Consider the following 23,779-nt stretch of genomic DNA (forward strand, 5'->3'; position numbering starts at 1 on the left):
GGGGCTCACCATGTCCAAGAAGACGTTCGAGGAGCTGTTCACCGAGCTCCAGCACAAGGCCGCCCACGGCGATCCCGCCTCCTCCCGCACCGCCGAGCTGGTCGGCAAGGGCGTCCATGCCATCGGCAAGAAGGTCGTCGAGGAGGCCGCCGAGGTCTGGATGGCCGCCGAGTACGAGGGCAAGGAGGCGGCCGCCGAGGAGATCTCGCAGCTGCTGTACCACGTCCAGGTGATGATGGTCGCCCGCGGGATCTCCCTCGACGACGTCTACGCCCACCTGTAAACCGCACGCCGTAAAGAGCCCCCAGCACACTCCCCTTCACGCAAAGGAAGCCGACCTCATGCTGCGCATCGCCGTCCCCAACAAGGGTTCTCTGTCCGGCCCTGCGGCGGAGATGCTGCATGAGGCCGGCTACCAGCAGCGCCGGGATTCCAAAGAGCTGCGGATCGTGGACCCGGAGAACGAGGTCGAGTTCTTCTACCTCCGCCCCCGCGACATCGCGATCTACGTCTCCTCCGGCCGCCTCGACATCGGCATCACCGGACGCGACCTGCTCGTCGACTCCGGCGCCGACGCCGAGGAGATCCTGCCGCTCGGCTTCGCCCGCTCCACCTTCCGCTTCGCCGCCAAGCCGGGCACCGCGAGCGGGGTCGAGGACCTGAAGGGCAAGACGGTCGCCACCTCCTACGAGGGCATCGTCGAGGGGCACCTCACCGAGCACGGCATCGACGCCTCCGTCGTCCACCTCGACGGCGCCGTCGAGACCGCGATCGAGCTGGGCGTCGCCGAGGTCATCGCCGACGTCGTCGAGACCGGCACCTCGCTGCGCAACGCGGGCCTGGCGGTCTTCGGCGAGCCGATCATGAAGTCCGAGGCCGTCGTCATCCGCCGCACCGGCGCCGATGGCGAGGAGCCGAAGGTCCAGCAGTTCCTGCGCCGCCTCCAGGGCGTCCTGGTCGCGCGGACGTACGTGATGATGGACTACGACTGCCGCGTCGAGCAGCTCGAGAAGGCCGTCGCCCTGACGCCGGGCCTGGAGTCGCCGACCGTCTCCCCGCTGCACAACGAGGGCTGGGTCGCCGTCCGCGCCATGGTCCCCGCCAAGGAGGCGCAGCGGATCATGGACGACCTGTACGAGATCGGTGCGCGGGCCATCCTGACCACGGCCATCCACGCCTGCCGCCTCTGAGAGGTACGCACCGAGATGTCCGACCAGACCCCCCTGCCCACCCTCCCCGTCACCTTCCGGCCGGGCCGCACCCGGGCGGTCCTGCTCACCGCCGGCGTCGTGATCTTCCTGGTGGTCTCCGGGATCGCGATGCTGCTGGAGCACCTCGGGCCGGGAGAGCGGCTCAGCTTCATTATCACCGGGGCACTGATCTTCTGGGCGCTGGCCCAGTTCGCCCGGGTGAAGGTAGTCGCCGACGAGACCGGCGTCACCGTCGTCAACATCGCCAGCAAGCGGCACCTGGACTGGGCGGAGATCGTCCAGGTGAACCTCCGTCCGGGCGACCCCTGGGTGTTCCTCAACCTCAGCGACGGCACCAGCCTGCCCGCACTCGGCATCCAGCCGGGCATCGCCAAGCAGCACGCCATCGCCGACGCGAAGGCTCTCCGGGCCCTGGCCGAGGCCCGCTCGATGCGGGATCTGCCGTAGACGGCCATGTCTTGATTAATCTGTTGGCGGAGGCGTTTTCGTTGCGCCTCCGCCACTGATGTTGCCCCCTGGTCTTCAGAGGCCCCCTGCTACCCGAGGAGTGACTCCCTCCAGCGATGGACGGATCGTCCTGTAGTACCTGCGCCGCCCCCTCCCGACATACCGAGGCGGCGGCATCATGACCATCCCCCTGCTGCTCCTCGGAGCGGCTTTCCTGCTGATTCTCGCCAACGGCTTCTTCGTGGCGGCCGAATTCGGCCTGGTGACGGTCGAGCGCCCGGACGCCGAGAAGGCCGCCGCCGAGGGCGACAAGCGCGCCCGTACGGTCGTGGAGTCGCTGAAGGAACTGTCCTTCCAGCTCTCCGGCACCCAGCTCGGCATCACCATCACCTCCCTCGTCGTCGGCATGCTCGCCGAACCGGCCCTGGCCGAGCTGCTGCGCGGCCCGTTCACGGCGATCGGCATCCCCGAGGGCGCCGTCTCCGGTGTCGCCGTGGTCGTCGGCATGCTGCTGGCCTCCGCGGTCCAGATGGTGATCGGCGAACTCGTGCCCAAGAACTGGGCGGTGTCCCGGCCGCTGCAGGTCGCGCGCTTCGTCGCGGGCCCCCAGCACCACTTCTCCCGCCTGTTCCGCCCGGTGATCGCCGTGCTCAACACGGTCGCCAACCGGCTGGTGCGCGCCCTCGGCGTCGAACCCGCCGAGGAACTGGCCTCCGCCCGCACCCCGGGCGAACTGGTGTCCCTGGCCCGGCACTCGGCCCAGGCCGGTGCCCTGGAGCAGGACACGGCCGACCTGTTCGTGCGCACCCTGTCCCTGGGTGACCTGACCGCGCAGCACGTCATGACCCCGCGCGTGAAGGTCAGCGCCCTCCAGGACACGGCCACCGCCGAGGACGTCGTCAACCTGACCCGCGCCACCGGTCTGTCCCGCTTCCCGGTCTACCGCGAGAAGATCGACGAGATCGTGGGCATGGCTCACCTCAAGGACGCGCTGGCGGTCCCCGTGCGCGACCGGCTGCGCACGCCGGTCGGCCGTATCGCCCGCAAGGCGCTCCTCGTCCCCGAGACGCTGCCGGTCCAGCCCCTCCTCGCCCGGCTGCGCAGCGAGCAGCCCATCGCGGTCGTGGTGGACGAGTACGGCGGCACGGCGGGTGTGGTCACCCTGGAGGACATCGTCGAGGAACTCGTCGGCGAGGTCCGCGACGAGCACGACGCCAAGGACACGCCCGATCTGGCCCCCGCCCCGCCGGAGGACGGCAGGCCCGCCTGGGACGTCGACGGCAGCTGCCGTGTCGACATCCTGCAGCGCATAGGCCTCGACGTGCCCGAGGGGCCGTACGAGACCGTCGCCGGCCTGGTCGCCGACCTGCTCGGCCGGATCCCGGCCCCCGGCGACCGGGCCGAACTGCCCGGCTGGCGGCTGTCCGTGCGCCAGGTCGGCCACTACCGCGCCGAACGGGTCCGCCTGGTCAGGACGGTCCCCGCAGTGAATGTCATGGAGGCCGTCCGATGAGCGTCCTCCAACTGGTCTTCGCCGCGCTGCTGGTGCTCGCCAACGGCTTCTTCGTCGGCGCCGAGTTCGCGCTCGTCTCCGTGCGCCGCAGCCAGATCGAACCGCTGGGCACGGCCCGGGCCCGGCAGGTGCTGTACGGCCTGCAGCGGCTGCCGCAGATGATGGCGGCCGCGCAGTTCGGCATCACCGTCTGTTCCCTGACGCTCGGCGCGGTGGCCGAGCCGACGGTGGCGCAGCTGCTGGAGCCGCTGTTCGAGGCGATCCACCTGCCGCACGGCGTGATCCACCCGCTGGGCTATGTGATCGCCCTCGCCGCCGTGGTCTTCTTCCACCTCGTGATCGGCGAGATGGTGCCGAAGAACCTCGCGATGGCGGCCCCGGAGAAGGCCGCGCTGTGGCTGAGCCCCGGTCTGGTCGCCTTCGCCCGCGTGTGCCGGCCGATCACGGTGGCCCTCGGCGCCTGCGCCCAGGCCATCCTGCGGCTCTTCCGCGTCGAGCCCAAGGACGAGGTCGAGGCCGTCGTCACCAGCGAGCAGCTGAACCGCCTGCTGGAGGACTCCGGCCAGGCGGGCCTCCTCGGCCCCGAGGAGCGGGAGCGGCTGGAGGACGCCCTGGAGCTGGGCTCCCGCCCGGTGACGGACGTCCTGCTGCAGCATGAGTCCCTGGTGACGGTGACTCCGTCGGTCACGCCGGGGGAGATCGTCGACCTGACGGCCCGCACGGGCTACTCCCGCTTCCCGGTGGCGGCCGGGACGGGTGCGTTCATGGGCTACATCCACGTCAAGGACGTCCTGGATCTTGAGGACTCCGGCCGGGCCGTTCCTCAGCACGTGTGGCGCCCCATGGCCACCCTGCGTGCGGAACTCCCCCTGGACGACGCCCTGACGGTCATGCGCCGCGCGGCCACCCACCTGGCTCAGGTCGCGGACGCCTCCGGCCGGGTCCTGGGCCTGGTGGCCCTGGAGGACGCCCTGGAACTCCTGGTGGGCGAGGTCCGCGACCCGGCCCACCGCGAGACCCCGGAACCGAAGCTGTCCGAGCCGAGGACCAGCGGCGAGCCGGAAGAGGCACTGGCTACGTAGCGCCGTTCCCGACTGAGGGCGCGGGGGCTGGTCGTGCCCACGCGGCGGAGCCGCATATCGACACAGCCCCGCGCCCCTAGGGAGCCCAGCCGCAGCCCACCGCACCTACATGGCCGACGGATCGTGCGGCCCCCGTCCCGACAGCACTTCCCCATACGCCTGCATCAGGTCCGGCAGTCGCAGCGTCGCCAGGTCCTCCCGGGACAGCGCCCCCGGGTACGTCGACAACCGCAGATCCCGGTACGCGCAGCTCTTCTCGTACAGCGTCCGCAGAAACCGGCCGTTGCCCAGCTCGTCGATCCACCCCTGATCGACCACATGCCCGGCAATGGACCGCAGCTCCTCCAGCGCCTCCTCGTCCCACAGATCGCCGTTCTCCGCCGCGAGCACCTTGCCGATCTCGGTGAGCTCCAGCGGCCGGTAGGAGGGGAAGTCCACCCGGGAGGTGAAACGGGAGGAGAGCCCGGGGTTCGCGGCGAGCAGCCGGTCCATGCCCTCGGGATAGCCTGCGAGGATCACCACCAGGTGGTCCCGGTTGTCCTCGGCCCGCTTCAGCAGCACCTGCAGCGCCTCGTCCCCGTACGCGTCCCCCTTGCCGTACCCGGAGTTGGACAGCGAGTACGCCTCGTCCACGAAGAGCACCCCGCCGATCGCGGAGTCGATCAGTTCGTTGGCCTTCACGGCCGTCTGCCCCAGGTACTCCCCGACGAGATCGGCCCGCTGCGCCTCCACCAGGTGGTCCCCGCCGAGCAGACCGAGTGCGTAGAACACCCGGCCGAGGATCCGGGCGACCGTGGTCTTGCCGGTCCCCGAGGGACCCGAGAACACGAAGTGCCGTTTCGGCGGCTGCACCGGCAGGCCCTGGCCGGCCCGCAGCCGCGCCATGTTCAACTGGGCGGACAAGGCTTTGACCTGGCGCTTGACCGGTTCAAGACCCACCATGCGCTCCAGCTCGGCGAGCGCCTCCTCGAGTAATGCGGCGTCGGTCGGCCCCGCCGGAAGGGGCGAGGACGGCATCCCGCTCTTCACCCGCACCCCCGGATCGGGGACCGACGGCACCGGCCCGGTCGGCAGGTCCGGGTCCGGCAGGCGCAGATCGCGCCCCTCGGTGCCGAAGAGCGGGTCGAGCGTGTCCGGGCCGTCCATGGCGTCCGCACCGGCACCGGTCAGGGTGATCGCCGCGAGGTCGGCCGGATCGTCGTACCCGTCGCCCTCGGCGATCGCGGCGAGCCGGGCCGAGGTGTCCATGAAGGCCGGGTCCACCCGGTGCACCGCGCGGTACAACGGCATGGCCGCGGCGCTGCGCCCGGTCCCCTCGTGCGCCCGCGCCAGCCAGTACCGCAGCTCCTTGCGCTGCGGCTGCTCGCTGCGGCAGCGCATCAGGGCCGCCGAGAGCAGCGGCTCGGCCTGGCCGTACGTCTCCAGCCGGACCCGGGCCATGCCGCCGAACAGACCCGCCTCGATGCCGAGCAGGGGATCGTCGAGCAGCGGGTCGGTGTGCCGGACCAGCTGGTCCCAGTCCTTGACGAGATAGGCGCGGCAGGCGTGCAGAAAGCGGACCTGCGGGTCGGTGTCCACCGGGGGCAGCCCGGCCAGCGCCCGGTCCAGCTCCGGGACGTGCCGGCCGTCCAGCCAGTGCGAGGCGTGCGCCAGCAGCAGATCGCGGGGGCTCTCCAGCACCGGCTGCACCCACCAGCCCAGCCAGTACCAGGAGTTGAGGGTCCGGCGGTGCCGGGCGCGCTGCTCCCCGAAGCGGTCCCGGTGCCGGAACATTCTGAGCAGCGCTGTCGTCGTGTCGACCCGCAGCGCGTGCAGCCCGAGCCAGGCGTCCGCCATTCCCGGGTCCATCCGCGCCGCGGCGCGGAACTCCTCCTCCGCCTGCGGATAGGCACCCATCGTGTAGGCGTCCACACCTCGCAGCCAGGCGAGGTCGGCCGGGGCCTCGGGGCCCTGCGTGCCGAAGTCCATCACGTCCCCCACAGACCGTGCCCCCGTTGGTTCACCGCCGGGCAGTCGCCCGACGGCCGCCGCGGTCGAACCGCCGTGCCGCGGACCGGAGTTGCAGGTGCGCGAGGCAGCCGCTCGAAGGTCGCACCGAGGGCATCGTACCCGTGGGACGACCTCGCACCGAAGGGTGCCGCACGGGCCGTTTGACGAGGTGGGAGCAGACGGGGCGCACACGGGACGGTGACCGAGGGTGAGCGGATCGGTGCGCGGGGCGCCCGGAAAACGGGCCGCGGGCAGAACGAAGCCCCCGATCACGGGGGAACAACCGGGGGCTTCGCGTATGAGGGCGGCTTCGAATGGCCGCACATTCAGAACGTAAGTCCTGTACGGTCCCCGGGTCAAGCGGCCTCGAAGCACTCAAGGAAGTTCCCCCGCAAGGGTCTTCACAAGTTCACCACACTGCGGGCGGTCCCTCACCCTGGGTGACCATCCGGTCCGGTTCAGCGGTCCTCGCGGGCCCCGGCAGCACCGCGTACCCCTGCGGCGTCTGGCGCACCAGGAGATCGGCATGGGGGCGCGAGGGGTCGGCGGCGAAGTGCGCGTGCTCCGCCTCGACCCACCCGGCCCAGAACTCCCGCTGCTCCTCTCCGTCCCGCAGCCGGCCCCGTGCCCAGGACTCCTCGCGAGGCAGCTCCATCCACAGCAGCCCGGCCAGATATGGCCGCAGCGCCCGGCGGCCGGCGCCGACCCCCTCGATCACGACGACGGGAGCGGGCGGCAGCGGGAGCGGTGGCCCGAACGCGCGGGCGCGCCAGTCGTAAGGGGTGTACTGCGCGCTCTCGCCCTGGGAGAGGGGGCCGATCACCTGGGCCAGGAGCCGGTCGGTCCAGTCGAAGAGCTGGTCATGACTGGCGATGTCGTCCAGGTGCAGCACGGGCGCCCCGTCGAGCGCGGCGGCCAACCGCCCGGCGAAGGTGGACTTTCCGGAGCCTGCGTGCCCGTCGACGGCGATCAGCCGGACCGGCCCCACGGAGGGGGGAAGCCCGCGCAGCCGGGCGGCGAGGTCGTGAATGGCGATTCCCGAGGTGTGGTGCGGTGTGAGGTGTGATGCGGTGTGGGGGTGTTTTCCGGAAACAGTCTAGTAGCGGCCCATAGTGACTGGACCAATCGGGTGGCCGAAAAAGTCACTCCTTGAACCACTGGCTGACCGCCGGTCAATCGAAGGCATTGACATTTCCGTCCCGTCGACCGGCATGTGAAACCCGGCGTTCCCGGTGCACCGAATGCTGAGTAAGGTGCCTGGTGCGCAACTGCGATGCGCCGAACGGGGACGGACAGGGGGACATGGTCGCGGAGTTATTCGAAGGGCACTATGTATGGCATCCGGCGGCCGACGACCGTGTCCTGGCGAGCGTATGCGTCGATGTGCGCGCCGGCCGTTATCGATACGCGTCCGAGGCCCTCGCCGAGACGCGTTCCGACTTCGCCCTGCGCGCCCACCGCTCGCTGGTGCTGGCCTCCGAGGCAGCCGGCACCGACCTGGTGGAACGCTGGCTCGCCGAGGAACCCACCCCCGAGGCGGCGCTGATGTGGGCTCGGGTCGCGGTGCAGCGCGCGACGCGGGCCGCCGACGCACGCGACGAGCGCGCCGAGGCGCTGGAGCGGATCGCGCTGACCGCCTGCGACCGGGCGGCCGCCATGGCCCCCGACGACCCCACTCCCTGGGTCGCCAAGCTGGCCATGGCCCGGCTGCACCGGCTGCGCGACCCCGCTCCGCAGGGTCTGCTCACCGCCCCGCCCGGACCCTGGCGGCTGTTCGCGCACATCCTGTCCCTGGATCCGTGGCACCGCGAGGGCCACCACCGCTTCCTGTCGTGCTTCTTCACCCGCCACGGCGGTTCGGTCAACGCGGCCTGGGACGTCGCCGCCTTCCTCAGCCAGCGGGCGGCCGCCGACTCCGCCCTCCGGCTGCTGCCACTGGTCGCCCTGGTGGAGAGCTACAACCCCACTCAACTGCTCGCCGACCGCGTCTGGGAACAGCCCCAGTGGCGCTCCACCGCGCTGGCGATCTACCAGAACTGGCTGCCCGCGGCGGCCGGTTACCGCTTCACCCCGGTGCTCGACCTGGCCTACCTCGCGCACGCGCTGGTCATGGCCCAGCGCGAGTTCGAGGCACGGGCGGTCTTCACTGCGATGGGGCCGTACGCCTCGCGCATGCCCTGGAGTGCCTTCGGCGACCCTGCCGAGCAGCTCTCCCGGGCCCGGCGCGCCTGCGGCCTGCCCGTCCCGGGAGCCGCCTGACTCCGCAGGTGTTCTGACCCCCCACCGAGAGAAAGGCAGATCTGTGTCCGAACGGATATCGACTCCCCGGGCGAAGGCCCGTGGGGGAGAGGACCCGGTCGTGATCGACGACGACGCGACCCTGCATGCGATGGGATATCCCCGGAAACTCACCCGGCGTTTCCAGGCGTTCGACAATTTCGCGATCTCCTTCACCATCATCAATATCATCTCGGGTATTTTCTCGTCCTTCGGATACGGCATGAACGCGGGCGGCCCCCGCATTCTCGTGTTCGGCTGGATCGGCGTGTCCGTCATGGTGCTGTTCATCGGCGCCGCAATGGCGGAGGTCGCCTCCGCCTATCCGACGAGCGGCGCGCTGTACTTCTCGGCGGGCAAGCTCGCCAAGCGGCACAAGGGCGCCTGGTCCTGGTTCACCGGCTGGCTGAACTTCGTGGGCCAGATCGGCGGCACCGCCGCCACCGGCTATGCGGCGGCCACCTTCATCCAGGCCTTCGTCGCCCTGCAGTGGACCTCGTACCAGCCCACCGCGCACCAGACCGTCCTGATCACGGCTGTGATCATCGTGCTGCAGGGCCTCGCCAACACGTACACGGTCCAGCTCGTCGCCGTACTGAACCGGATTTCCGTGTGGTGGCTGCTGATCGGACTCGTGGTGATCGTGAGCACACTCATAGTGATGCCCGACCATCATCAGCCGGCGTCCTTCGTGACGCATTTCGAGAACAACACCGGCTTCACGAGCGGGCTTTACGGCGGCATGCTCGGGCTGCTGGTCACCAGCTGGACCTTCACCGGGTTCGACGGCAGCTTCCACATGTCCGAGGAAACGGTCCGCGCGACGGTGAACGCACCGCGGGGGATCACCCGCTCCATCGGCTATTCGGCGATCACCGGGCTGATCCTGATGCTTGCACTGGTCTACAGCATTAGCGACTACGGCAAGGTGGCGGGCTCCTCCGCGCCGCCCGTCCAGATTCTCATCGACGGTCTCGGCCTGGGCACCGCCAAGGTGATGCTCCTCATCGTCATCGGCGCGATGCTCTTCTGCGGCCTCGCCAACCTCACCAGCAACACCCGGCAGATCTTCGCCTTCTCCCGGGACGGCGCCATGCCCGGCTCCCGCCTGTGGCACTCGGTCTCCCCGCGCACCCGTACGCCCGTGAAGGCCGTGTGGCTCGCGGTGGCCTGCTCGCTCGCCCTGGTGGTCCCGGGCTGGTGGTCGCACACGGCGTTCACCGCGATCGTCAGCGTCAACGTGGTGGGACTCTTCCTCGCCTACGCCGTGCCGATCTTCCTGCGGCTGCGGCTCGGCGACGAGTTCCAGCCCGGCCCCTGGCACCTGGGCCGCTGGGGCAGGCCGATCGGCTGGCTCGCGGTGATCTGGATCGGGCTCAGCAGCGTCCTGTTCATGCTGCCGCAGGCCTCGCCGATCACCGTCGACTCCTTCAACTACGCGCCGATCGCGCTGGCCGTCGTCCTGGTCGTGGCCACGGTGTGGTGGTTCGCCACCGCCCGCCGCCGCTTCCAGGGTCCGGTCAGCTACGGCCGCCCCGACGAGGTCGCCGCGATGGACCTCGTCTGACCCGCCTCGGCCACGGCCTCGGCGCACGGCCCTCCGCCCGCGCCGGGGCCGTCGTGCACCCGCGTGAGTCATTCCAGTGGCCCAGACCAATATTGGTGGCGCGCCGTGTGCGCAAGTGCTGGCAGGGGCATGCAGTCTCCTCCATAGTTGGCGCACAACCACACCGGACCAGGAACGACTCGGATACTTGGGGGTAACCGAGCCCATGAGCAGAGCCCAGCAGCCGTCCCGCCGCACCGTCCTCACCGCCGCCGTGGTCGCCGCGGTCGCCTCCGGGGCCGTACCCGCGGTCGCCGCCACCGCGAAGGCGCCCGCCGCCGAGGACCGGGCCCGGGTGCCGGCCCGACCCATCGACTACCACGCCTGGACCACGTACAGCGACTGGCGCTCCGGTACCGCCGAGGGCGTCCGGGCCGTCTCCGGCCTTCGTCCCGGCGTCGAGATCGAGACCGCCGCAGGCCGCACCGACTACACCGACCCGCACACCGGCACCACCGCCGGCTGGGAGTACGCGACCTGGACCTCCCCGGTCCACCGGCTCGCCGTGCCCGCGACGGAGGTCGTCGCCTCCTGGAACGCGCACACCCCCGACGGCACCTGGCTCCAGGTCGAGCTGCGGGGCACGTACTCCGACGGCACCGACACGCCCTGGTACGTGCTGGGCCGCTGGGCGTCCGGGGACCAGGACATCAAGCGGACCTCGGTGGACGGCCAGAAGGACGGCAAGAGCACGATCTGGACCGACACCTTCGCCATCGACGACGCGAGCACCGGTCTGCGGCTGGCCTCGTACCGGCTGCGCCTGACCCTCTACCGCAGGCCGGACACCCGGCTCACGCCGACAGTCTGGCGGCTGGGCGCCATGGGCTCCGACATCCCCGACCGCTTCACCGTGCCGGCCTCCGCTCCCGGGCTCGCCGCGGAACTGGGCGTCCCGCGCTACTCGCAGGAGATCCACAAGGGCCAGTATCCGGAGTACGACAACGGCGGCGAGGCCTGGTGCAGCCCCACCTCCTCGCAGATGATCGTGGAGTACTGGGGCGGCCGGCTCACCGCCGAGCAGCTGTCCTGGGTCGACCCGTCCTACGCCGACCCGCAGGTGGACCACGCGGCCCGCTTCACCTTCGACTACCAGTACCAGGGCTGCGGCAACTGGCCCTTCAACGCGGCCTACGCGGCCACGTTCAAGGACCTCCAGGGCGTGGTCACCCGGCTCGCCTCGCTCACCGAACTGGAGACGCTGATCGGGGCCGGCATCCCGGCCATGACGTCCCAGTCCTTCCTGAAGACCGAGCTGACCGGGGCCGGGTACGGCACCTCGGGCCACCTGATGACCGTGATCGGCTTCACCGCGGGCGGCGACGTGATCGCCAACGACCCCGCCTCGGCGGACGACGCGGCGGTACGGCGGGTCTACCTGCGGCGCGAGTTCGAGAACATCTGGCTGAGGACCAAGCGGTACAACGCCTCCGGCAAGGTCGTCTCCGGCACCGGAGGGGTCTGCTATCTCTACTTCCCGGCCCACCCGAACCCGCGCCAGCGCAAGGCGCTCGAAGCGGTGGGGGTGTGCTGACCCGCTCCGTGTGAGCAACGTCTCCGCCGCAAACGCCGTCACGGGTGGCAAGGTGGACAAATGGGTGGGGGGGATTCCACTCCGTACGTCCGACCTCTGCGAGAAACCATGACCGCACAGCAGGCCACCGCCACCCGCGTCCGCACCGGCGGCCCCCAGGAAGACGGCCCGAAGATCCTCGAGCACGTCATGGGCTGGGTGCTTGTCGCGGTGATCGCGATGCTCGTGACCCAGCTCGGCCTGCTCTGACCCGACGCCTTACCCGGTCGGCATGTTCTGACATACTGCGGATGTCCCACCGACCTCCTAGACCAGGGTCGAAATTGAATATGCGTCAACAGCGTGCCGCCGTCCGTCCCCGGGCGCGCGGCACCGAGCGTTCCGTGGCGCGTCGCGCCGAACTCATCGCCATCGGGCGGAAGCTGTTCGCCGACACGTCCTACGACGCGCTGTCCATGGACGACATCGCCCGGCAGGCGCATGTCGCCAAGGGGCTGATCTACTACTACTTCCAGTCCAAGCGCGGCTACTACCTGGCGATCATCCAGGACTCCGTCGCCGACCTGGTCACCTTCGCCGCGAGCGGCCTGGAACTGCCCGCCGTGGACCGCGTCCACCGCACCGTCGACAGCTACCTGCGCTTCGCCGAGCACCACCAGGCCGCCTACCGCACCATCGTCAGCGGCGGGGTCGGCTTCGACACCGAGGTGCACGCCATTCGGGACGGCGTGCGCGAGGCGATCATCGACACCATCGCCGAGGGCGCCTACGGCCGCAGCGACATCGCCCCGCTCGCCCGCATGGGCCTGCTCTCCTGGGTGTGCAGCGTCGAGGGGGCCACTCTCGACTGGATCGACCGCCCCGTACTCTCCCGCGACACCATGTGTGACCTGCTGGTGAAGGCGCTCGGCGGATCCCTGCGCGCCGTCGAGGAACTGGACCCGTCCTACCCGGCCCCGCTCCCGGCCCGCCGCGACGCCTGACGGCGAGGAGCGGAGGCTCGTGGTCCTCCGCTCCAGGCCCCCTGCTCCAGGGCTGGTTGATCGCCTTGATCGGCTCACCGTTCGTGGTGTCGCCGCTCAGCTCCCAGAAGAGGGTGCCGCCGAGGCCCCGAGGACTCCGCGCAGCTTTTGGGCCGTAAGACGCGGATCGCCGAGGCGGAACAGTGCGCCTCTGCATGCCGGGTTGGCGGCGGCGTAGGAGTCGCCCATGGCGCACTTGCCGCCGGTGACATTGTCGAACGCGTAGTCGATGTGGGGCAGCCTGGCCGCGGAGCCCGAGGTCTCGATGTTCGGCGTGAACGCGGTAAAGCGTTGGTCATGCGCAGCAGGAGGACTAGACCACTGCGTCAATGGTTCGGACCAATTTGAGGGGTGGGAAGAGTTCCGATTGGATTCTTGAAGTAAGCGGTCGTTAACTGGTGACGAGAGGCCGCTGATCGGGCATACTCACGGCACAGAGCCGCTGGTCAGCCGCTTCCGAGACCCGGGAGCGGGCGCCTGCGGCGAACATGAACGACCAGGCGGAGCCGCCCCACCCACGGCGCATCCGCTGATGTGCCCGAACAGGGAGGAGACCGACGCGATGTCCGACCGCGACCCGCAGCCGGTGGAGCGTCAACTGCCCACGGAAGAGGCGAGGGATCTGCTCGCCCTCGTCCGTGAGATCGCGCAGCGCGAGATCGCGCCGAAGGCGGCCGAGGAGGAGGACGCCGGACGCTTCCCGCGCGAGGTCTTCACCCTGCTCTCGGACTCGGGCCTGCTGGGCCTGCCGTACGACTCCGAGTACGGCGGCGGCGACCAGCCCTACGAGGTCTACCTCCAGGTCCTGGAGGAGCTGGCGGCGGCCCGCCTCACCGTCGGCCTCGGCGTCAGCGTGCACACGCTCGCCTCCTACGCCCTCGCCGCCTACGGCACCAAGCAGCAGCAGGTCGAGCACCTGCCCGCGATGCTCGGCGGCGGCCTGCTCGGCGCCTACTGCCTCTCCGAGCCGTCCTCCGGTTCGGACGCGGCCTCCCTGCGCACCAAGGCCGTCCGGGACGGCGACGGCTGGGTGATCACCGGCACCAAGGCCTGGATCACGCACGGCGGGATCGCCGACTTCTACACCGTGATGGCCCGCACCGGCGAGGACGGCCCGCGCGGAATCAGCGCCTTCCTGGTGCCGGGCGACGCCGAGGGGCTGAGCGCCGCGGTGCCCGAGAAGAAGATGGGCATGAAGGGCAGCCCCACCGCCCAGGTCCACTTCGACGGCGTCCGGGTCTCCGACGACCGGCGCATCGGGGAGGAGGGCCAGGGCTTCTCCATCGCCCTGTCCGCGCTCGACTCGGGGCGGCTCGGCATCGCGGCCTGCGCCATCGGCGTGGCCCAGGCCGCGCTGGACGAGGCGGTCGGCTACGCCACCGAGCGCCGGCAGTTCGGCCGCCCCATCGCCGACTTCCAGGGCCTGCGCTTCATGATCGCCGACATGGCGACCCAGATCGAGGCCGGCCGCGCGCTGTACCTCGCGGCAGCCCGGCTGCGCGACGCGGGCAAGCCGTTCGCCAAGCAGGCGGCCATGGCCAAGCTGCACTGCACCGACACGGCGATGAAGGTCACCACGGACGCCGTGCAGATCCTCGGCGGCTACGGCTACACCGCCGACTTCCCGGCCGAGCGCTATATGCGCGAGGCCAAGGTCCTGCAGATCGTCGAGGGCACCAACCAGATCCAGCGGATGGTCATCGCCCGTCACGTGGCAGGGTCGGAGGGTCGCTGAACTGCCCCCTGAGGACCGTCGGAGCCGCCAGCCTGACCCACTCCGGGTCGTGGCGGCCCGGCAGGGTGCGGCCCCGGTCCTCCCAGGTGCGCATCAGGGCACGGTAGATGGGCGGGTCCTGCGGCGCGGGCGGCGGAACCGATTCTGCAGGGCGGGGCACGAAGATGCGGCGCTGACGCCCGGTCGCCCAGTACGTGGCGGTGGTCATGCCTGGGGAACGCGGCGGACGCCGGGCAGGTCACGGCCGGGCGGAATCGAGCGAGAGTTCACGGACGTCCGGTTCCGGCTCTGGCCTCCTCCCGGCATCTGACGTACCGTCAGCGGACTGTCTCCCAGGGGGTGTCCGTGGCCGACGACCGTCCCGTACCGCTCGACGAGTACCCCGTCCACCAGGTGCCGCTGTCCATGAAGCACGTGGCGACCGGGGACCGGAACGCCTACGACCGCTGCATCTTCCACGTCTTCGACCACGCCGGCCGCGCCCTGCTCATCCTCGGCCTCGGGGTCTACCCCAACCTGGGCGTGATCGACGCCTACGCGACCCTTCGCACCGGGGACACCCTGCACGCCGTCCGCGCCTCGGACGCGCTCGGCGAGGACCGGATGCGGCTCGCCGTCGGCCCGCTGCGCATCGAGGTCCAGGAACCGCTGAGGCGGCTGCGCCTGGTCTGCGAGGACGACCTGTCGTACGACCTCACCTGGACCGCGGCCTTCCCGGCCCTGTGGGAACCCCACCACCTCCAGCGCCGCGGCGACCGGCTCACCCTGGAGGGGCGCAGGTTCGTCCAGGCGGGCACGGTGACGGGCGTGATCAAGGCGGGCGGCACGGAGTTCGAGGTCTCCTCGGACGGCTGGACCGGCACCCGGGACCGCAGCTGGGGCGTGCGACCGATGCCGGGGGAGGAGGGCGGACGGCTCGCCGAGGACCACCCGACCGAGGGCTTCCACTGGATCTGGTGCCCGGTCCGCTTCGAGGACCGCTTCCTGATGGTCATCACCCAGGAGGACGCCGACGGCCACCGCTCCCTGAACGAGGCCACCCTGCTCCGCCCCGGCCACCGCGACCGCCAACTGGGCTGGCCCCAGGCCGAGATCACCTACCGCTCGGGCACCCGCCACCCCGAGCGCGCGGTCGTCCACCTCGGCGACCCGCGTAAACCGCTGGAGCTGGAGGCGGAGATCCTGGCCTCCTCGCCGCTCGCGGTCGGCGCGGGCTATCCGCCGGCGGACGACTGGCAGCACGGAACCTGGCAGGGCCGGGGATGGGCCGACCGCCGTACGTACGACATGGCGTCGCCGCACCCCCTGGCCGCCTACGGCGTCACCGACCACTCCGCCCGCTTCCGGATGGACGGACGGACGGGCTACGGCATCTTCGAGCACGGTTCGTTCGGCCGGCACGACCCGAGCGGCTTCACGGGCTTCGACTCGGCCGCACCCTGAGGGAGGACGAGATGGCCACGGCACCGCGTCCGCGCACCAGCACCCGCGACCCCGAGGAACTCACCCGGCGCCTCACGGCCTGGCTCGGCACCCGGCTGCCCGGGGCCAAGGCCGTCGGTGTCACCGTCCCGGCCTCCAACGGCATGTCCAGCGAGACCCTGCTGTTCGACATCGAGCACCCCCGACCACCCCTGCGTTCCTGCGCGTTGCGGCTCGCCGCGGACCCGGCGGCGTACACCGTCTTCCCGGAGTACGACATGGCCCGCCAGTACCGCACCCTGCAGCGCGTGGCTGACCGCACCGACGTTCCGGTGCCCCGGGTGCTGTGGCTGGAGGAGGACCCGGAGCCGCTCGGGGCGCCGTTCTTCGTCATGGAAAGGGTCGCCGGACGGGTGCCGCCGGATGTCATGCCGTACACGTACGAGGGCAGTTGGCTGCACGCGGCGAGCGACGCGGAGCGCGAGCACCTGGAGGCCGCCACCATCGCTCTGCTCGCCCGGCTGCACGACCAAGTTCCCTTGCATGAAGCCGAGTTCCTCGCCACGCCGGGCGACGGCGACGCCCTGCGCCGGCATGTGACGGCCCAACGCGCCTACTACTCCTGGGTGATCGACGGGCTCGCCCGCTCACCCCTGATCGAGGCCGCGTTCGACCGGCTGGAGCAGCTGTGGCCGCGCGAGCCCGGCACACCCGTCCTCAACTGGGGCGACGCACGGATCGGGAACGTCGTCTACGACGGCTTCGAGCCCGTCGCCGTCCTCGACTGGGAGATGGCGGCCCTCGCCCCGCGCGAGGTGGACCTCGGCTGGACCGTCTACCTGCACCGCTTCTTCCACGACCTCACGGTCGCCTCCGGACAGCGCGGACTGCCCGACTTCCTGCGCCGCGACCGCGTCGAGGCCCGCTACACCGCACTGACCGGCCACACCCCGCGGGACATGGAGTTCTACACCCTCTACGCGGCCCTGCGGCACGCGATCGTCATGCTGCGCGTCGCCTACCGCCAGGCGTACTTCAAAGAGGTCGCCGTCCCGGCGGACCCGGACACACTGATCCTGCACCACGGCAGTCTGCGCGCCATGGTGCAGGGCAGCTACTGGGATTGAGCCGGGCCGGTCCGCGCGGACTCAGGCGGCCTGGCGGCGCATCTCCGGTACGCGCATCGGGCGCGAGCCCGGGCCGCCGACGTGCGAGAACGGCTGCGTCCGCCAGTTCAGACCCTGGGGGAGCGTGAGCAGCAGGGCCATGTCCTGCTCCTGCGGCTCGAAGGACTCGTCCGCGGGGCGGGCGTCGGCCGCCGCACGGCCGGTGCCCGCGCAGACCGTGAGCCCGAACGGGTTCCACGGCGAGGCGCACAGCGCGTGCTCCGGCAGGATCTCCTCGTCCGCCAGGAGCGCGATCGGCTGCGCGCAGTCCGGGCAGATCACCCGGTACATCTCGAAGGTGTCGTAGGCGTCGAACTCGTCGGCCTCCAGGGCGTCGGGTTCGACGCCCTCCGGCTCGGGCTCGACGACCGGCTGCTGCCGCATGGACGCGGAACGACCAGGGCGCTTGAGACTCTGCATGGGTTTCTCCCCCTAAGGCTGGGCCGTGACGGCGCTGCGGCCTCGACCACACCAAGCACTTCCCGCCCGCTCTCGGCGGTAATCACGAGAACATCACGGAGCCCGTTCGAGAGCTGTGGCGTTCGTCACATGCCGCGCGCAGGTGCCCGGTGCGGTCCTTTTTGTGCCGGAGCGGGTGTGACCTGCGTTGCTGAGCTATCCGAGGAGATCAACCGCACTGTAGGTTTTGGCGCCATGGAGGAGCTGGACCGTCAGATCGTGCAGCTGCTCGTCAAGGACGGGCGGATGAGCTACACCGACCTGGGCAAGGCCACGGGCCTGTCCACGTCGGCGGTGCACCAGCGGGTGCGCCGGCTCGAGCAGCGTGGTGTCATCCGCGGCTACGCCGCGGTGGTCGACCCCGAGGCCGTCGGGCTGCCCATGACGGCGTTCATCTCGGTGAAACCCTTCGACCCCAGCGCCCCCGACGACATCTCGGACCGCCTCGCCGGCGTCCCCGAGATCGAGGCCTGCCACAGCGTCGCCGGCGACGAGAACTACATCCTCAAGGTGCGCGTGGCCACCCCGCACGAACTGGAGGAGCTGCTCGCCCGGGTCCGCACCCTGGCCGGCGTCTCCACCCGCACCACCGTCGTGCTGTCCACCCCCTACGAGGCGCGTCCCCCGAAGATCTGAACCGGCCGCCCCGGTGCCCCGGTCTCCCGCGTACGCGAGAGACTGTGGGGCATGAGTGAGCAGTCCGCCGACCCCAAGACCGTCCTGCTGCGCCGCGGAGAGGTCCACAGTCCCGCCGACCCCTTCGCCACCGCGATGGTGGTGGAGCACGGCCAGGTCGCCTGGGTCGGCTCCGAGGGCGCCGCCGACGCCTTCGCCGACGGCGTGGACGAGGTGGTCGACCTCGACGGCGCCCTGGTCACCCCGGCGTTCACCGACGCCCATGTGCACACCACCGCCACGGGCCTCGCCCTGACCGGCCTGGACCTGTCCGACGCCCCGTCCCTGGAGGCGGCCCTCGCGCTCGTCCGCGACTTCGCCGCGGCCCGCCCCGACGACCGGGTCCTGCTCGGCCACGGCTGGGACGCCGCCCGCTGGCCCGGCGGCCGCCCGCCGACGCGCGCGGAACTCGACGCGGCCACCGGCGGCCGCCCCCTGTACCTCTCCCGCATCGACGTCCACTCGGCCGTCGTCACCTCGGCACTGCTCGACCTCGTGCCCGGTCTCGGCCCGGTCGACGGCCCGCTGACCGCCGACGACCACCACGCCGTGCGCGAAGCCGCGCTCGCCGCCATCACCCCCGCCCAGCGCGCCGAGGCCCAGCGCACCGCCCTTGCCCACGCCGCCTCCCTCGGCATCGGCTCCGTGCACGAGTGCGGCGGCCCGAAGATCTCCTCCGAGGACGACTTCACGGACCTGCTGGGGCTCGCCGGCGAGGTGCCGGGGCCGCGCGTCATCGGCTACTGGGCGCAGCAGGATGTCGACAAGGCGCGCGCGCTGGGCGCCCACGGCGCCGCGGGCGACCTCTTCGTGGACGGCGCCCTCGGCTCGCACACCGCCTGCGTGCACCAGCCCTATGCCGACGCTGCCCACACCGGCACCGCCTACCTGGACGCCGACGCCGTCGCCGACCATGTCGTCGCCTGCACCGAGGCCGGGCTCCAGGCGGGCTTCCACGCCATCGGCGACGCCGCCGTCGACGCGGTTGTGGAGGGCCTGCGTGCAGCCGCCGAGAAGGTCGGCCTCGCCCGCGTCCGCGCCGCCCGGCACCGCGTCGAGCACGCCGAGATGCTCACCCCCGAGACCGTCGCCGCCTTCGCCGAGCTGGGCCTGATCGCCTCGGTCCAGCCCGCCTTCGACGCGCTGTGGGGCGGGGAGGACGGCATGTACGCCCACCGCCTCGGCGCCGAGCGGGCCCGCACCCTCAACCCGTTCGCCGCTCTGCTGCGCGCCGGCGTGCCGCTCGCGTTCGGCTCCGACAGCCCGGTCACCCCGCTCGACCCCTGGGGCACGGTCCGCGCCGCCGCGTTCCACCGGACCCCGGAGCACCGGGTCTCCGTACGCGCCGCGTTCACCGCGCACACGCGCGGCGGCTGGCGGGCCATCGGCCGCGACGACGCGGGCGTCCTGATTCCCGGCGCGCCCGCCGACTACGCCGTCTGGCGAACCGACGAACTGATCGTCCAGGCCCCCGACGACCGCGTGGCCCGCTGGTCCACCGACCCGCGCTCCGGCACCCCCGGCCTGCCCGACCTCACACCGGGCCGTGACCTGCCGGTCTGCCTGCGCACCGTCGTGGGCGGACGGACCGTGTTCGTACGGCCGGGCGAGTGATCTCCCGGGGTGGCGCGGTGGTCATCGTTGCCCGCCGCGGCGTCGCCCGACCTGCGAATCCTCTGGGTTCATCACCGTCGGGTGGGCATCGGTGCAGGTCAGGCGGTTGTTGACAGTCGACGGCCGGGGGCCGGTAGGTTCGGCCGAGTCCACCACCGGACGCCCGACCGGGGAGTGTTCACTCGTCACAGCGCCGCTGGGTCAGGGACGGTGTGCCGCACCGGGGCACCGTCACTGGGAGCCAGGCTCAGCGCCCGCGCCGACGAGGGAACGTTCCGGCCGGTCGGCAAGGTGTGACCCGGGTGGGGCCCGGGCGCTCAGTAGACAACGGCTTTCGGTCGTCCCGCAGCCAGCGGGGCCCAGGTCGGCCCGAAGGGCGCCGGGCCCCCATCCGTCGCGGCACGCAGGTGCCGAAAAGTACGCTCTTACCCCACTCTTGTGGAATCGACACCAGCGTACGAACGGGAGGGCGCGTCATCCCAGGCCGCGGCCACTATGGTGGACGCCTGCGTACGACATGAAGGGGCAGCAGTGAACGACGGCGACGGGACCCTCGAGGCCAAGGCCCAGGGGAGGCAGTTCGGTCCGCTCGGCACGGCCTTGGTGATCATCCCGACCTACAACGAGGCGGAGAACATCAAGACCATCGTCGGCCGGGTGCGCAAGGCCGTCCCCGCGGCGCACGTCCTGGTGGCGGACGACAACAGCCCCGACGGCACGGGCAAGCTGGCCGACGAGCTGGCCGCCGAGGACGACCACGTCCAGGTGCTGCACCGCAAGGGCAAGGAGGGCCTCGGCGCCGCCTACCTCGCGGGCTTCCGCTGGGGCCTGGAGCACGGTTACGGCGTGCTGGTCGAGATGGACGCCGACGGCTCCCACCAGCCCGAGGAGCTGCCCCGGCTGCTCACCGCCCTCAAGGGCGCCGACCTGGTGCTCGGCTCGCGCTGGGTACCCGGCGGCCGGGTGGTGAACTGGCCCAAGTCCAGGGAGTTCCTCTCGCGCGGTGGCAGCACCTACTCGCGCCTCATGCTCGACGTGCCGATCCGTGACGTGACCGGCGGCTACCGCGCGTTCCGCCGCGAGACCCTCGAAGGGCTCGGACTCGACAAGGTCGCCTCGCAGGGGTACTGCTTCCAGGTCGACCTGGCCCGGCGTGCGGTCAAGGCCGGCTACCACGTCGTCGAGGTGCCCATCACGTTCGTGGAGCGGGAACTCGGCGACTCCAAGATGAGCCGGGACATCGTCGTGGAGGCGCTGTGGCGGGTCACCGCCTGGGGCTTCGGCGAGCGCATCGGCAAGCTCACGGGCAGGGCCTAGGGCCCCTTATCCCGCACTGAGCCGCGTCCAGGCACACTGGGAGCATGACGACTGGCGTTCCCACCTCTCCGTCCACCGTCCGGCCCCGGCGTTCCCGGCTGCGCAGGTATCTGCCCCTGGGGATCGCCGCGTGGCTGGTGCTGGAGATCTGGTTGCTGACGCAGGTCGCCGGTGTGGCGGGCGGTCTCACCGTGTTCCTGCTCCTGGTGGCGGGCTTCGCCGCCGGCTCCGTGGTCATCAAGCGGGCGGGGCGGCGCGCCTTCCAGAACCTCAACGAGGCGCTGCAGGATGGCGGGTCGCCGACGCGCGGCGGCGGCAACGGCCTGATGATGCTCGGCGGCCTGCTGCTGATGATCCCGGGCCTGATCTCCGACGCGGCCGGCCTGCTCCTGCTGCTCCCGCCCGTCCAGAAGGCCGTGAGCCGCTTCGCGGAGCGCGCCTTCGACCGGAGCCTGGGCAAGGCCGCCCCGGGCACCCTGGGTGACGCCTTCCAGCAGGCCCGCATCCACCGCCCCGACGGCAAGGTGGTGCAGGGCGAGGTGATCAGGGAGGACACCAGCCGGGAGCCGGGGGAGCAGTGGCCGCCCCTGACCCGCTGAGAACAGGAAACCGGGCAGCACGAAACCGCGGGCGCCGTACGTCTTCACATACGGCGCCCGCGGTTACTCGTGTGTCTCGCGTTACGCGCTCTTGCGGCTGTCTCGCGGGTGAACGGCGATGTTCATCGCCCCCGAGCGCAGAACCGCCAGACGCTCCTCGAGGACCTCTTCGAGCTCCTCACGGGTGCGCCGCTCCATCAGCATGTCCCAATGGGTACGCGCGGGCTTGGCCTTCTTCTCCTCAGGGCCGTCGCCGTCCACCAGGAGTGCCTGGGCCCCACAGACCTTGCACTCCCACTCCGGCGGGATCTCCGCCTCGACCGAGAAGGGCATCTCGAAGCGGTGCCCCTTCTCACATGCGTACTCCACGGCCTGGCGCGGAGCCAGGTCGATACCGCGGTCCGTCTCGTAGCTGGTCACTACGAGGCGCGTACCGCGAAGAGCTCGCTCACTCATGAATCGTGCCTCCCGGGCTTGTCGCCCACAGGACAGGTGTCGCTGTCGTCGTCATCCGGTCAACGTCCGGTCGGCGGTAAAGATTCCCGTTCCGGGTCATGCGTCGCCGTCGTAGCCGCCCCTTGTTCTACCCACAGGCGCCCGGTTTGTCACATCTGCTAGCAGATGTCACCCAGCGTTTCGGCATCTTTGACGCGCAGTAACGGTACGCCTGGCAGGCCAAACGCGTACACTACCGCCCTTTCGCGTCGAGCGCTAAATCGTTCCTAGATCCTTTCCGGAACGGGGTTTCCCGCCTCGCCGATCGCCCGCCGTACCGGAACCCTCGCGAGCAGGACGAAACCGATGACGAAGAAGGCCACCAGCGAGATGATCGCGGAGCGATAGCTCCCGGTCAGCTGGTAGGTCACCCCGAACAGCAGCGGGCCCAGCCAGCTCATCCCGCGGTCGCTCATCTCGTACGCGGAGAAGTACTCGGCCTCCTTGCCCGGCGGTACCAGATGCGAGAACAGCGACCGGGACAGCGCCTGGCTGCCGCCGAGGACCAGTCCGATTCCGGACGCCAGCACGAAGAACCACACCGGCGCCCCGGCGGGCAGGAAGTAGCCGGCCCCCAGCGTGACCGTCCAGGCCACCAGCGAACCGAGGATCGTCCGCTTCGCCCCGTAGGTCCGGGCCAGCCGTCCCATCGCCAGCGCCCCCGCCACGGCCAGCACCTGTACCAGCAGCACCGCGCCGATGAGCGTCGACTGCCCGAGTCCCAGCTCCTCGGAGCCGTAGACCGAGGCTTGGGAGATCACCGTCTGGATGCCGTCGTTGTAGATGAGGTACGCCAGCAGGAAGGCGAGCGTCAGCGGATGCCGGCGCATGTCCCGGACGGTCGCAGTGAGCTGCCGCAGCCCGGGAGCCGTCGCACGCTCCACGCGCGCGTGCCGGTCGCGCAGCCGGCTCATCGGTACGAGCGTGAAGGCGCCCCACCACAGTCCGGCCGAGGCCAGACAGACGCGGACCGCGGCCGTCTCGGAGAGGCCGAAGGAGTCGTGCGCCGAGTACAGGACGAGGTTGGCCACGAGGACCAGGGCGCCCGCCGCGTAGCCGAAGGCCCAGCCCCGGGAGGAGATCGCGTCGCGCTCCTCGGGCGGGGCGATCTGCGGCAGGTAGGAGTTGTAGAGCATCATCCCCACGGACTGCGCCGCGTTCGCCACGACGAGGAGCAGCCCGCCGAGCAGATAGCGGTCGCCGTCGAGGAAGAACATGCCCGTCGTCGCGGCCGCCCCCGTGTACGCGGCCGCACCGAGCAGCGGTTTCTTCCGGCCGGTGCGGTCCGCCGCAGCCCCCACCAGGGGCATCAGGACGACGGCCACGATCACCGACAGGGACACCGAGTAGGCGAAGAAGGATCCCGCCCGGACCGGTATCCCCAGCGGATGCACAAAGCCGTCGGCGTCGGCTGCCTTCTCGGCCACCGCGGTGAGGTACGGGCCGAGGAAGACGGTCAGGACGGTCGTCGAATAGACCGAGCACGCCCAGTCGTAGAAATACCAGCCGCGCTGTTCGCGCCGCAGCCCCGCGGCCTCGTCGGCAGCCTGTGTCCGCACGGTCTCGGTGCCCACCCGTGCCCTCGCTTCCCCGCAGAAGTGCTGTGCGAAGGCGCG

General features: G+C 71.0%; 22 protein-coding genes. 17 read left to right on the plus strand and 5 right to left on the minus strand.

Going from position 1 to position 23,779, the window contains the following annotated elements:
• The first annotated feature begins 10 nt into the window (after nucleotides 1–10).
• The 5 genes from ACFYZZ_RS32020 to ACFYZZ_RS32040 all read left to right on the plus strand — a co-directional run bounded on the left by ACFYZZ_RS32020 (nucleotide 11) and on the right by ACFYZZ_RS32040 (nucleotide 4,253).
• Nucleotides 11–283, plus strand: a complete 273-nt coding sequence (locus ACFYZZ_RS32020; RefSeq protein ID WP_028423093.1) for a phosphoribosyl-ATP diphosphatase — start codon at nucleotides 11–13, stop codon at nucleotides 281–283.
• 58 nt (nucleotides 284–341) lie between these two features.
• A complete protein-coding gene (gene hisG, locus ACFYZZ_RS32025; protein ID WP_389183351.1) occupies nucleotides 342–1,190 on the plus strand; it encodes an ATP phosphoribosyltransferase in 849 nt (282 codons plus the stop codon).
• 15 nt (nucleotides 1,191–1,205) lie between these two features.
• Entirely contained in the window at nucleotides 1,206–1,658 is a 453-nt protein-coding gene (locus ACFYZZ_RS32030) for a PH domain-containing protein (protein ID WP_389183354.1), read from the plus strand.
• Between the two features lie 178 nt (nucleotides 1,659–1,836).
• The gene (locus ACFYZZ_RS32035) at nucleotides 1,837–3,171 is read left to right on the plus strand and encodes a hemolysin family protein (RefSeq protein WP_389183357.1); all 1,335 of its coding nucleotides are present in this window, start codon (nucleotides 1,837–1,839) and stop codon (nucleotides 3,169–3,171) included.
• A complete protein-coding gene (locus tag ACFYZZ_RS32040) occupies nucleotides 3,168–4,253 on the plus strand; it encodes a hemolysin family protein (protein WP_389183360.1) in 1,086 nt (361 codons plus the stop codon). The genes ACFYZZ_RS32035 and ACFYZZ_RS32040 overlap by 4 nt, the downstream gene beginning before the upstream one ends.
• A 105-nt stretch (nucleotides 4,254–4,358) precedes the next feature.
• Here ACFYZZ_RS32040 and ACFYZZ_RS32045 read toward each other — a convergent pair whose 3' ends face one another.
• Both ACFYZZ_RS32045 and ACFYZZ_RS32050 read right to left on the minus strand, forming a co-directional pair.
• On the minus strand, nucleotides 4,359–6,221 hold the full coding sequence (locus tag ACFYZZ_RS32045) for an AAA family ATPase (RefSeq protein WP_389183363.1): 1,863 nt from the start codon (nucleotides 6,219–6,221) through the stop codon (nucleotides 4,359–4,361).
• Between the two features lie 430 nt (nucleotides 6,222–6,651).
• The gene (locus ACFYZZ_RS32050) at nucleotides 6,652–7,272 is read right to left on the minus strand and encodes a uridine kinase (protein WP_389183501.1); all 621 of its coding nucleotides are present in this window, start codon (nucleotides 7,270–7,272) and stop codon (nucleotides 6,652–6,654) included.
• A 272-nt stretch (nucleotides 7,273–7,544) separates the two neighbouring features.
• Between ACFYZZ_RS32050 and ACFYZZ_RS32055 the strand changes: the two genes are divergently transcribed.
• The 8 genes from ACFYZZ_RS32055 to ACFYZZ_RS32090 all read left to right on the plus strand — a co-directional run bounded on the left by ACFYZZ_RS32055 (nucleotide 7,545) and on the right by ACFYZZ_RS32090 (nucleotide 16,965).
• Complete coding sequence (locus tag ACFYZZ_RS32055) at nucleotides 7,545–8,501, plus strand: hypothetical protein (protein ID WP_389183365.1); 957 nt, start codon at nucleotides 7,545–7,547, stop codon at nucleotides 8,499–8,501.
• A 43-nt stretch (nucleotides 8,502–8,544) separates the two neighbouring features.
• On the plus strand, nucleotides 8,545–10,086 hold the full coding sequence (locus ACFYZZ_RS32060; protein WP_389183368.1) for an amino acid permease: 1,542 nt from the start codon (nucleotides 8,545–8,547) through the stop codon (nucleotides 10,084–10,086).
• A gap of 205 nt (nucleotides 10,087–10,291) precedes the next feature.
• Nucleotides 10,292–11,659, plus strand: a complete 1,368-nt coding sequence (locus ACFYZZ_RS32065) for a peptidase C39 family protein (RefSeq protein WP_389183371.1) — start codon at nucleotides 10,292–10,294, stop codon at nucleotides 11,657–11,659.
• 108 nt (nucleotides 11,660–11,767) lie between these two features.
• Complete coding sequence (locus tag ACFYZZ_RS32070; RefSeq protein ID WP_386574949.1) at nucleotides 11,768–11,908, plus strand: SCO1431 family membrane protein; 141 nt, start codon at nucleotides 11,768–11,770, stop codon at nucleotides 11,906–11,908.
• Nucleotides 11,909–11,988: 80 nt separating this feature from the next.
• Nucleotides 11,989–12,642 carry a TetR/AcrR family transcriptional regulator gene (locus ACFYZZ_RS32075; RefSeq protein ID WP_389183374.1) on the plus strand — a complete coding sequence of 218 codons (654 nt, stop codon included), beginning with the start codon at nucleotides 11,989–11,991 and terminating at the stop codon, nucleotides 12,640–12,642.
• 601 nt (nucleotides 12,643–13,243) lie between these two features.
• Nucleotides 13,244–14,416: an acyl-CoA dehydrogenase family protein gene (locus ACFYZZ_RS32080; RefSeq protein ID WP_386574952.1), complete on the plus strand. Its 1,173-nt coding sequence runs from the start codon at nucleotides 13,244–13,246 to the stop codon at nucleotides 14,414–14,416.
• Between the two features lie 345 nt (nucleotides 14,417–14,761).
• Nucleotides 14,762–15,859: a hypothetical protein gene (locus tag ACFYZZ_RS32085; RefSeq protein ID WP_389183377.1), complete on the plus strand. Its 1,098-nt coding sequence runs from the start codon at nucleotides 14,762–14,764 to the stop codon at nucleotides 15,857–15,859.
• Between the two features lie 11 nt (nucleotides 15,860–15,870).
• The gene (locus tag ACFYZZ_RS32090) at nucleotides 15,871–16,965 is read left to right on the plus strand and encodes a phosphotransferase family protein (RefSeq protein WP_389183380.1); all 1,095 of its coding nucleotides are present in this window, start codon (nucleotides 15,871–15,873) and stop codon (nucleotides 16,963–16,965) included.
• 21 nt (nucleotides 16,966–16,986) lie between these two features.
• Here ACFYZZ_RS32090 and ACFYZZ_RS32095 read toward each other — a convergent pair whose 3' ends face one another.
• Nucleotides 16,987–17,424: a hypothetical protein gene (locus ACFYZZ_RS32095; RefSeq protein WP_389183383.1), complete on the minus strand. Its 438-nt coding sequence runs from the start codon at nucleotides 17,422–17,424 to the stop codon at nucleotides 16,987–16,989.
• Between the two features lie 234 nt (nucleotides 17,425–17,658).
• On the opposite strand from ACFYZZ_RS32095, the gene ACFYZZ_RS32100 reads away from it, so the two are divergent.
• The 4 genes from ACFYZZ_RS32100 to fxsA all read left to right on the plus strand — a co-directional run bounded on the left by ACFYZZ_RS32100 (nucleotide 17,659) and on the right by fxsA (nucleotide 21,668).
• Nucleotides 17,659–18,099 carry an Lrp/AsnC family transcriptional regulator gene (locus ACFYZZ_RS32100; RefSeq protein ID WP_094220813.1) on the plus strand — a complete coding sequence of 147 codons (441 nt, stop codon included), beginning with the start codon at nucleotides 17,659–17,661 and terminating at the stop codon, nucleotides 18,097–18,099.
• 51 nt (nucleotides 18,100–18,150) lie between these two features.
• Nucleotides 18,151–19,752 carry an amidohydrolase gene (locus ACFYZZ_RS32105; RefSeq protein ID WP_389183386.1) on the plus strand — a complete coding sequence of 534 codons (1,602 nt, stop codon included), beginning with the start codon at nucleotides 18,151–18,153 and terminating at the stop codon, nucleotides 19,750–19,752.
• 531 nt (nucleotides 19,753–20,283) lie between these two features.
• Nucleotides 20,284–21,069, plus strand: a complete 786-nt coding sequence (locus ACFYZZ_RS32110) for a polyprenol monophosphomannose synthase (protein WP_389183388.1) — start codon at nucleotides 20,284–20,286, stop codon at nucleotides 21,067–21,069.
• Between the two features lie 44 nt (nucleotides 21,070–21,113).
• Nucleotides 21,114–21,668, plus strand: coding sequence for an FxsA family membrane protein (fxsA, locus tag ACFYZZ_RS32115; protein ID WP_389183391.1), 555 nt, complete (start codon nucleotides 21,114–21,116; stop codon nucleotides 21,666–21,668).
• An 81-nt stretch (nucleotides 21,669–21,749) separates the two neighbouring features.
• Here the strand turns inward: fxsA and ACFYZZ_RS32120 are convergent, their stop codons facing one another.
• Together ACFYZZ_RS32120 and ACFYZZ_RS32125 are read right to left on the minus strand one after the other, a co-directional pair.
• Nucleotides 21,750–22,124 (minus strand): RNA polymerase-binding protein RbpA, encoded by a 375-nt coding sequence (locus tag ACFYZZ_RS32120; protein ID WP_003977404.1) that lies wholly within the window; start codon nucleotides 22,122–22,124, stop codon nucleotides 21,750–21,752.
• Nucleotides 22,125–22,390: 266 nt separating this feature from the next.
• Entirely contained in the window at nucleotides 22,391–23,737 is a 1,347-nt protein-coding gene (locus ACFYZZ_RS32125; protein ID WP_386574960.1) for an MFS transporter, read from the minus strand.
• Between the last annotated feature and the right edge of the window lie 42 nt (nucleotides 23,738–23,779).

This window comes from Streptomyces sp. NPDC001816, assembly GCF_042892235.1.
Taxonomy (GTDB): Bacteria; Actinomycetota; Actinomycetes; order Streptomycetales; family Streptomycetaceae; genus Streptomyces.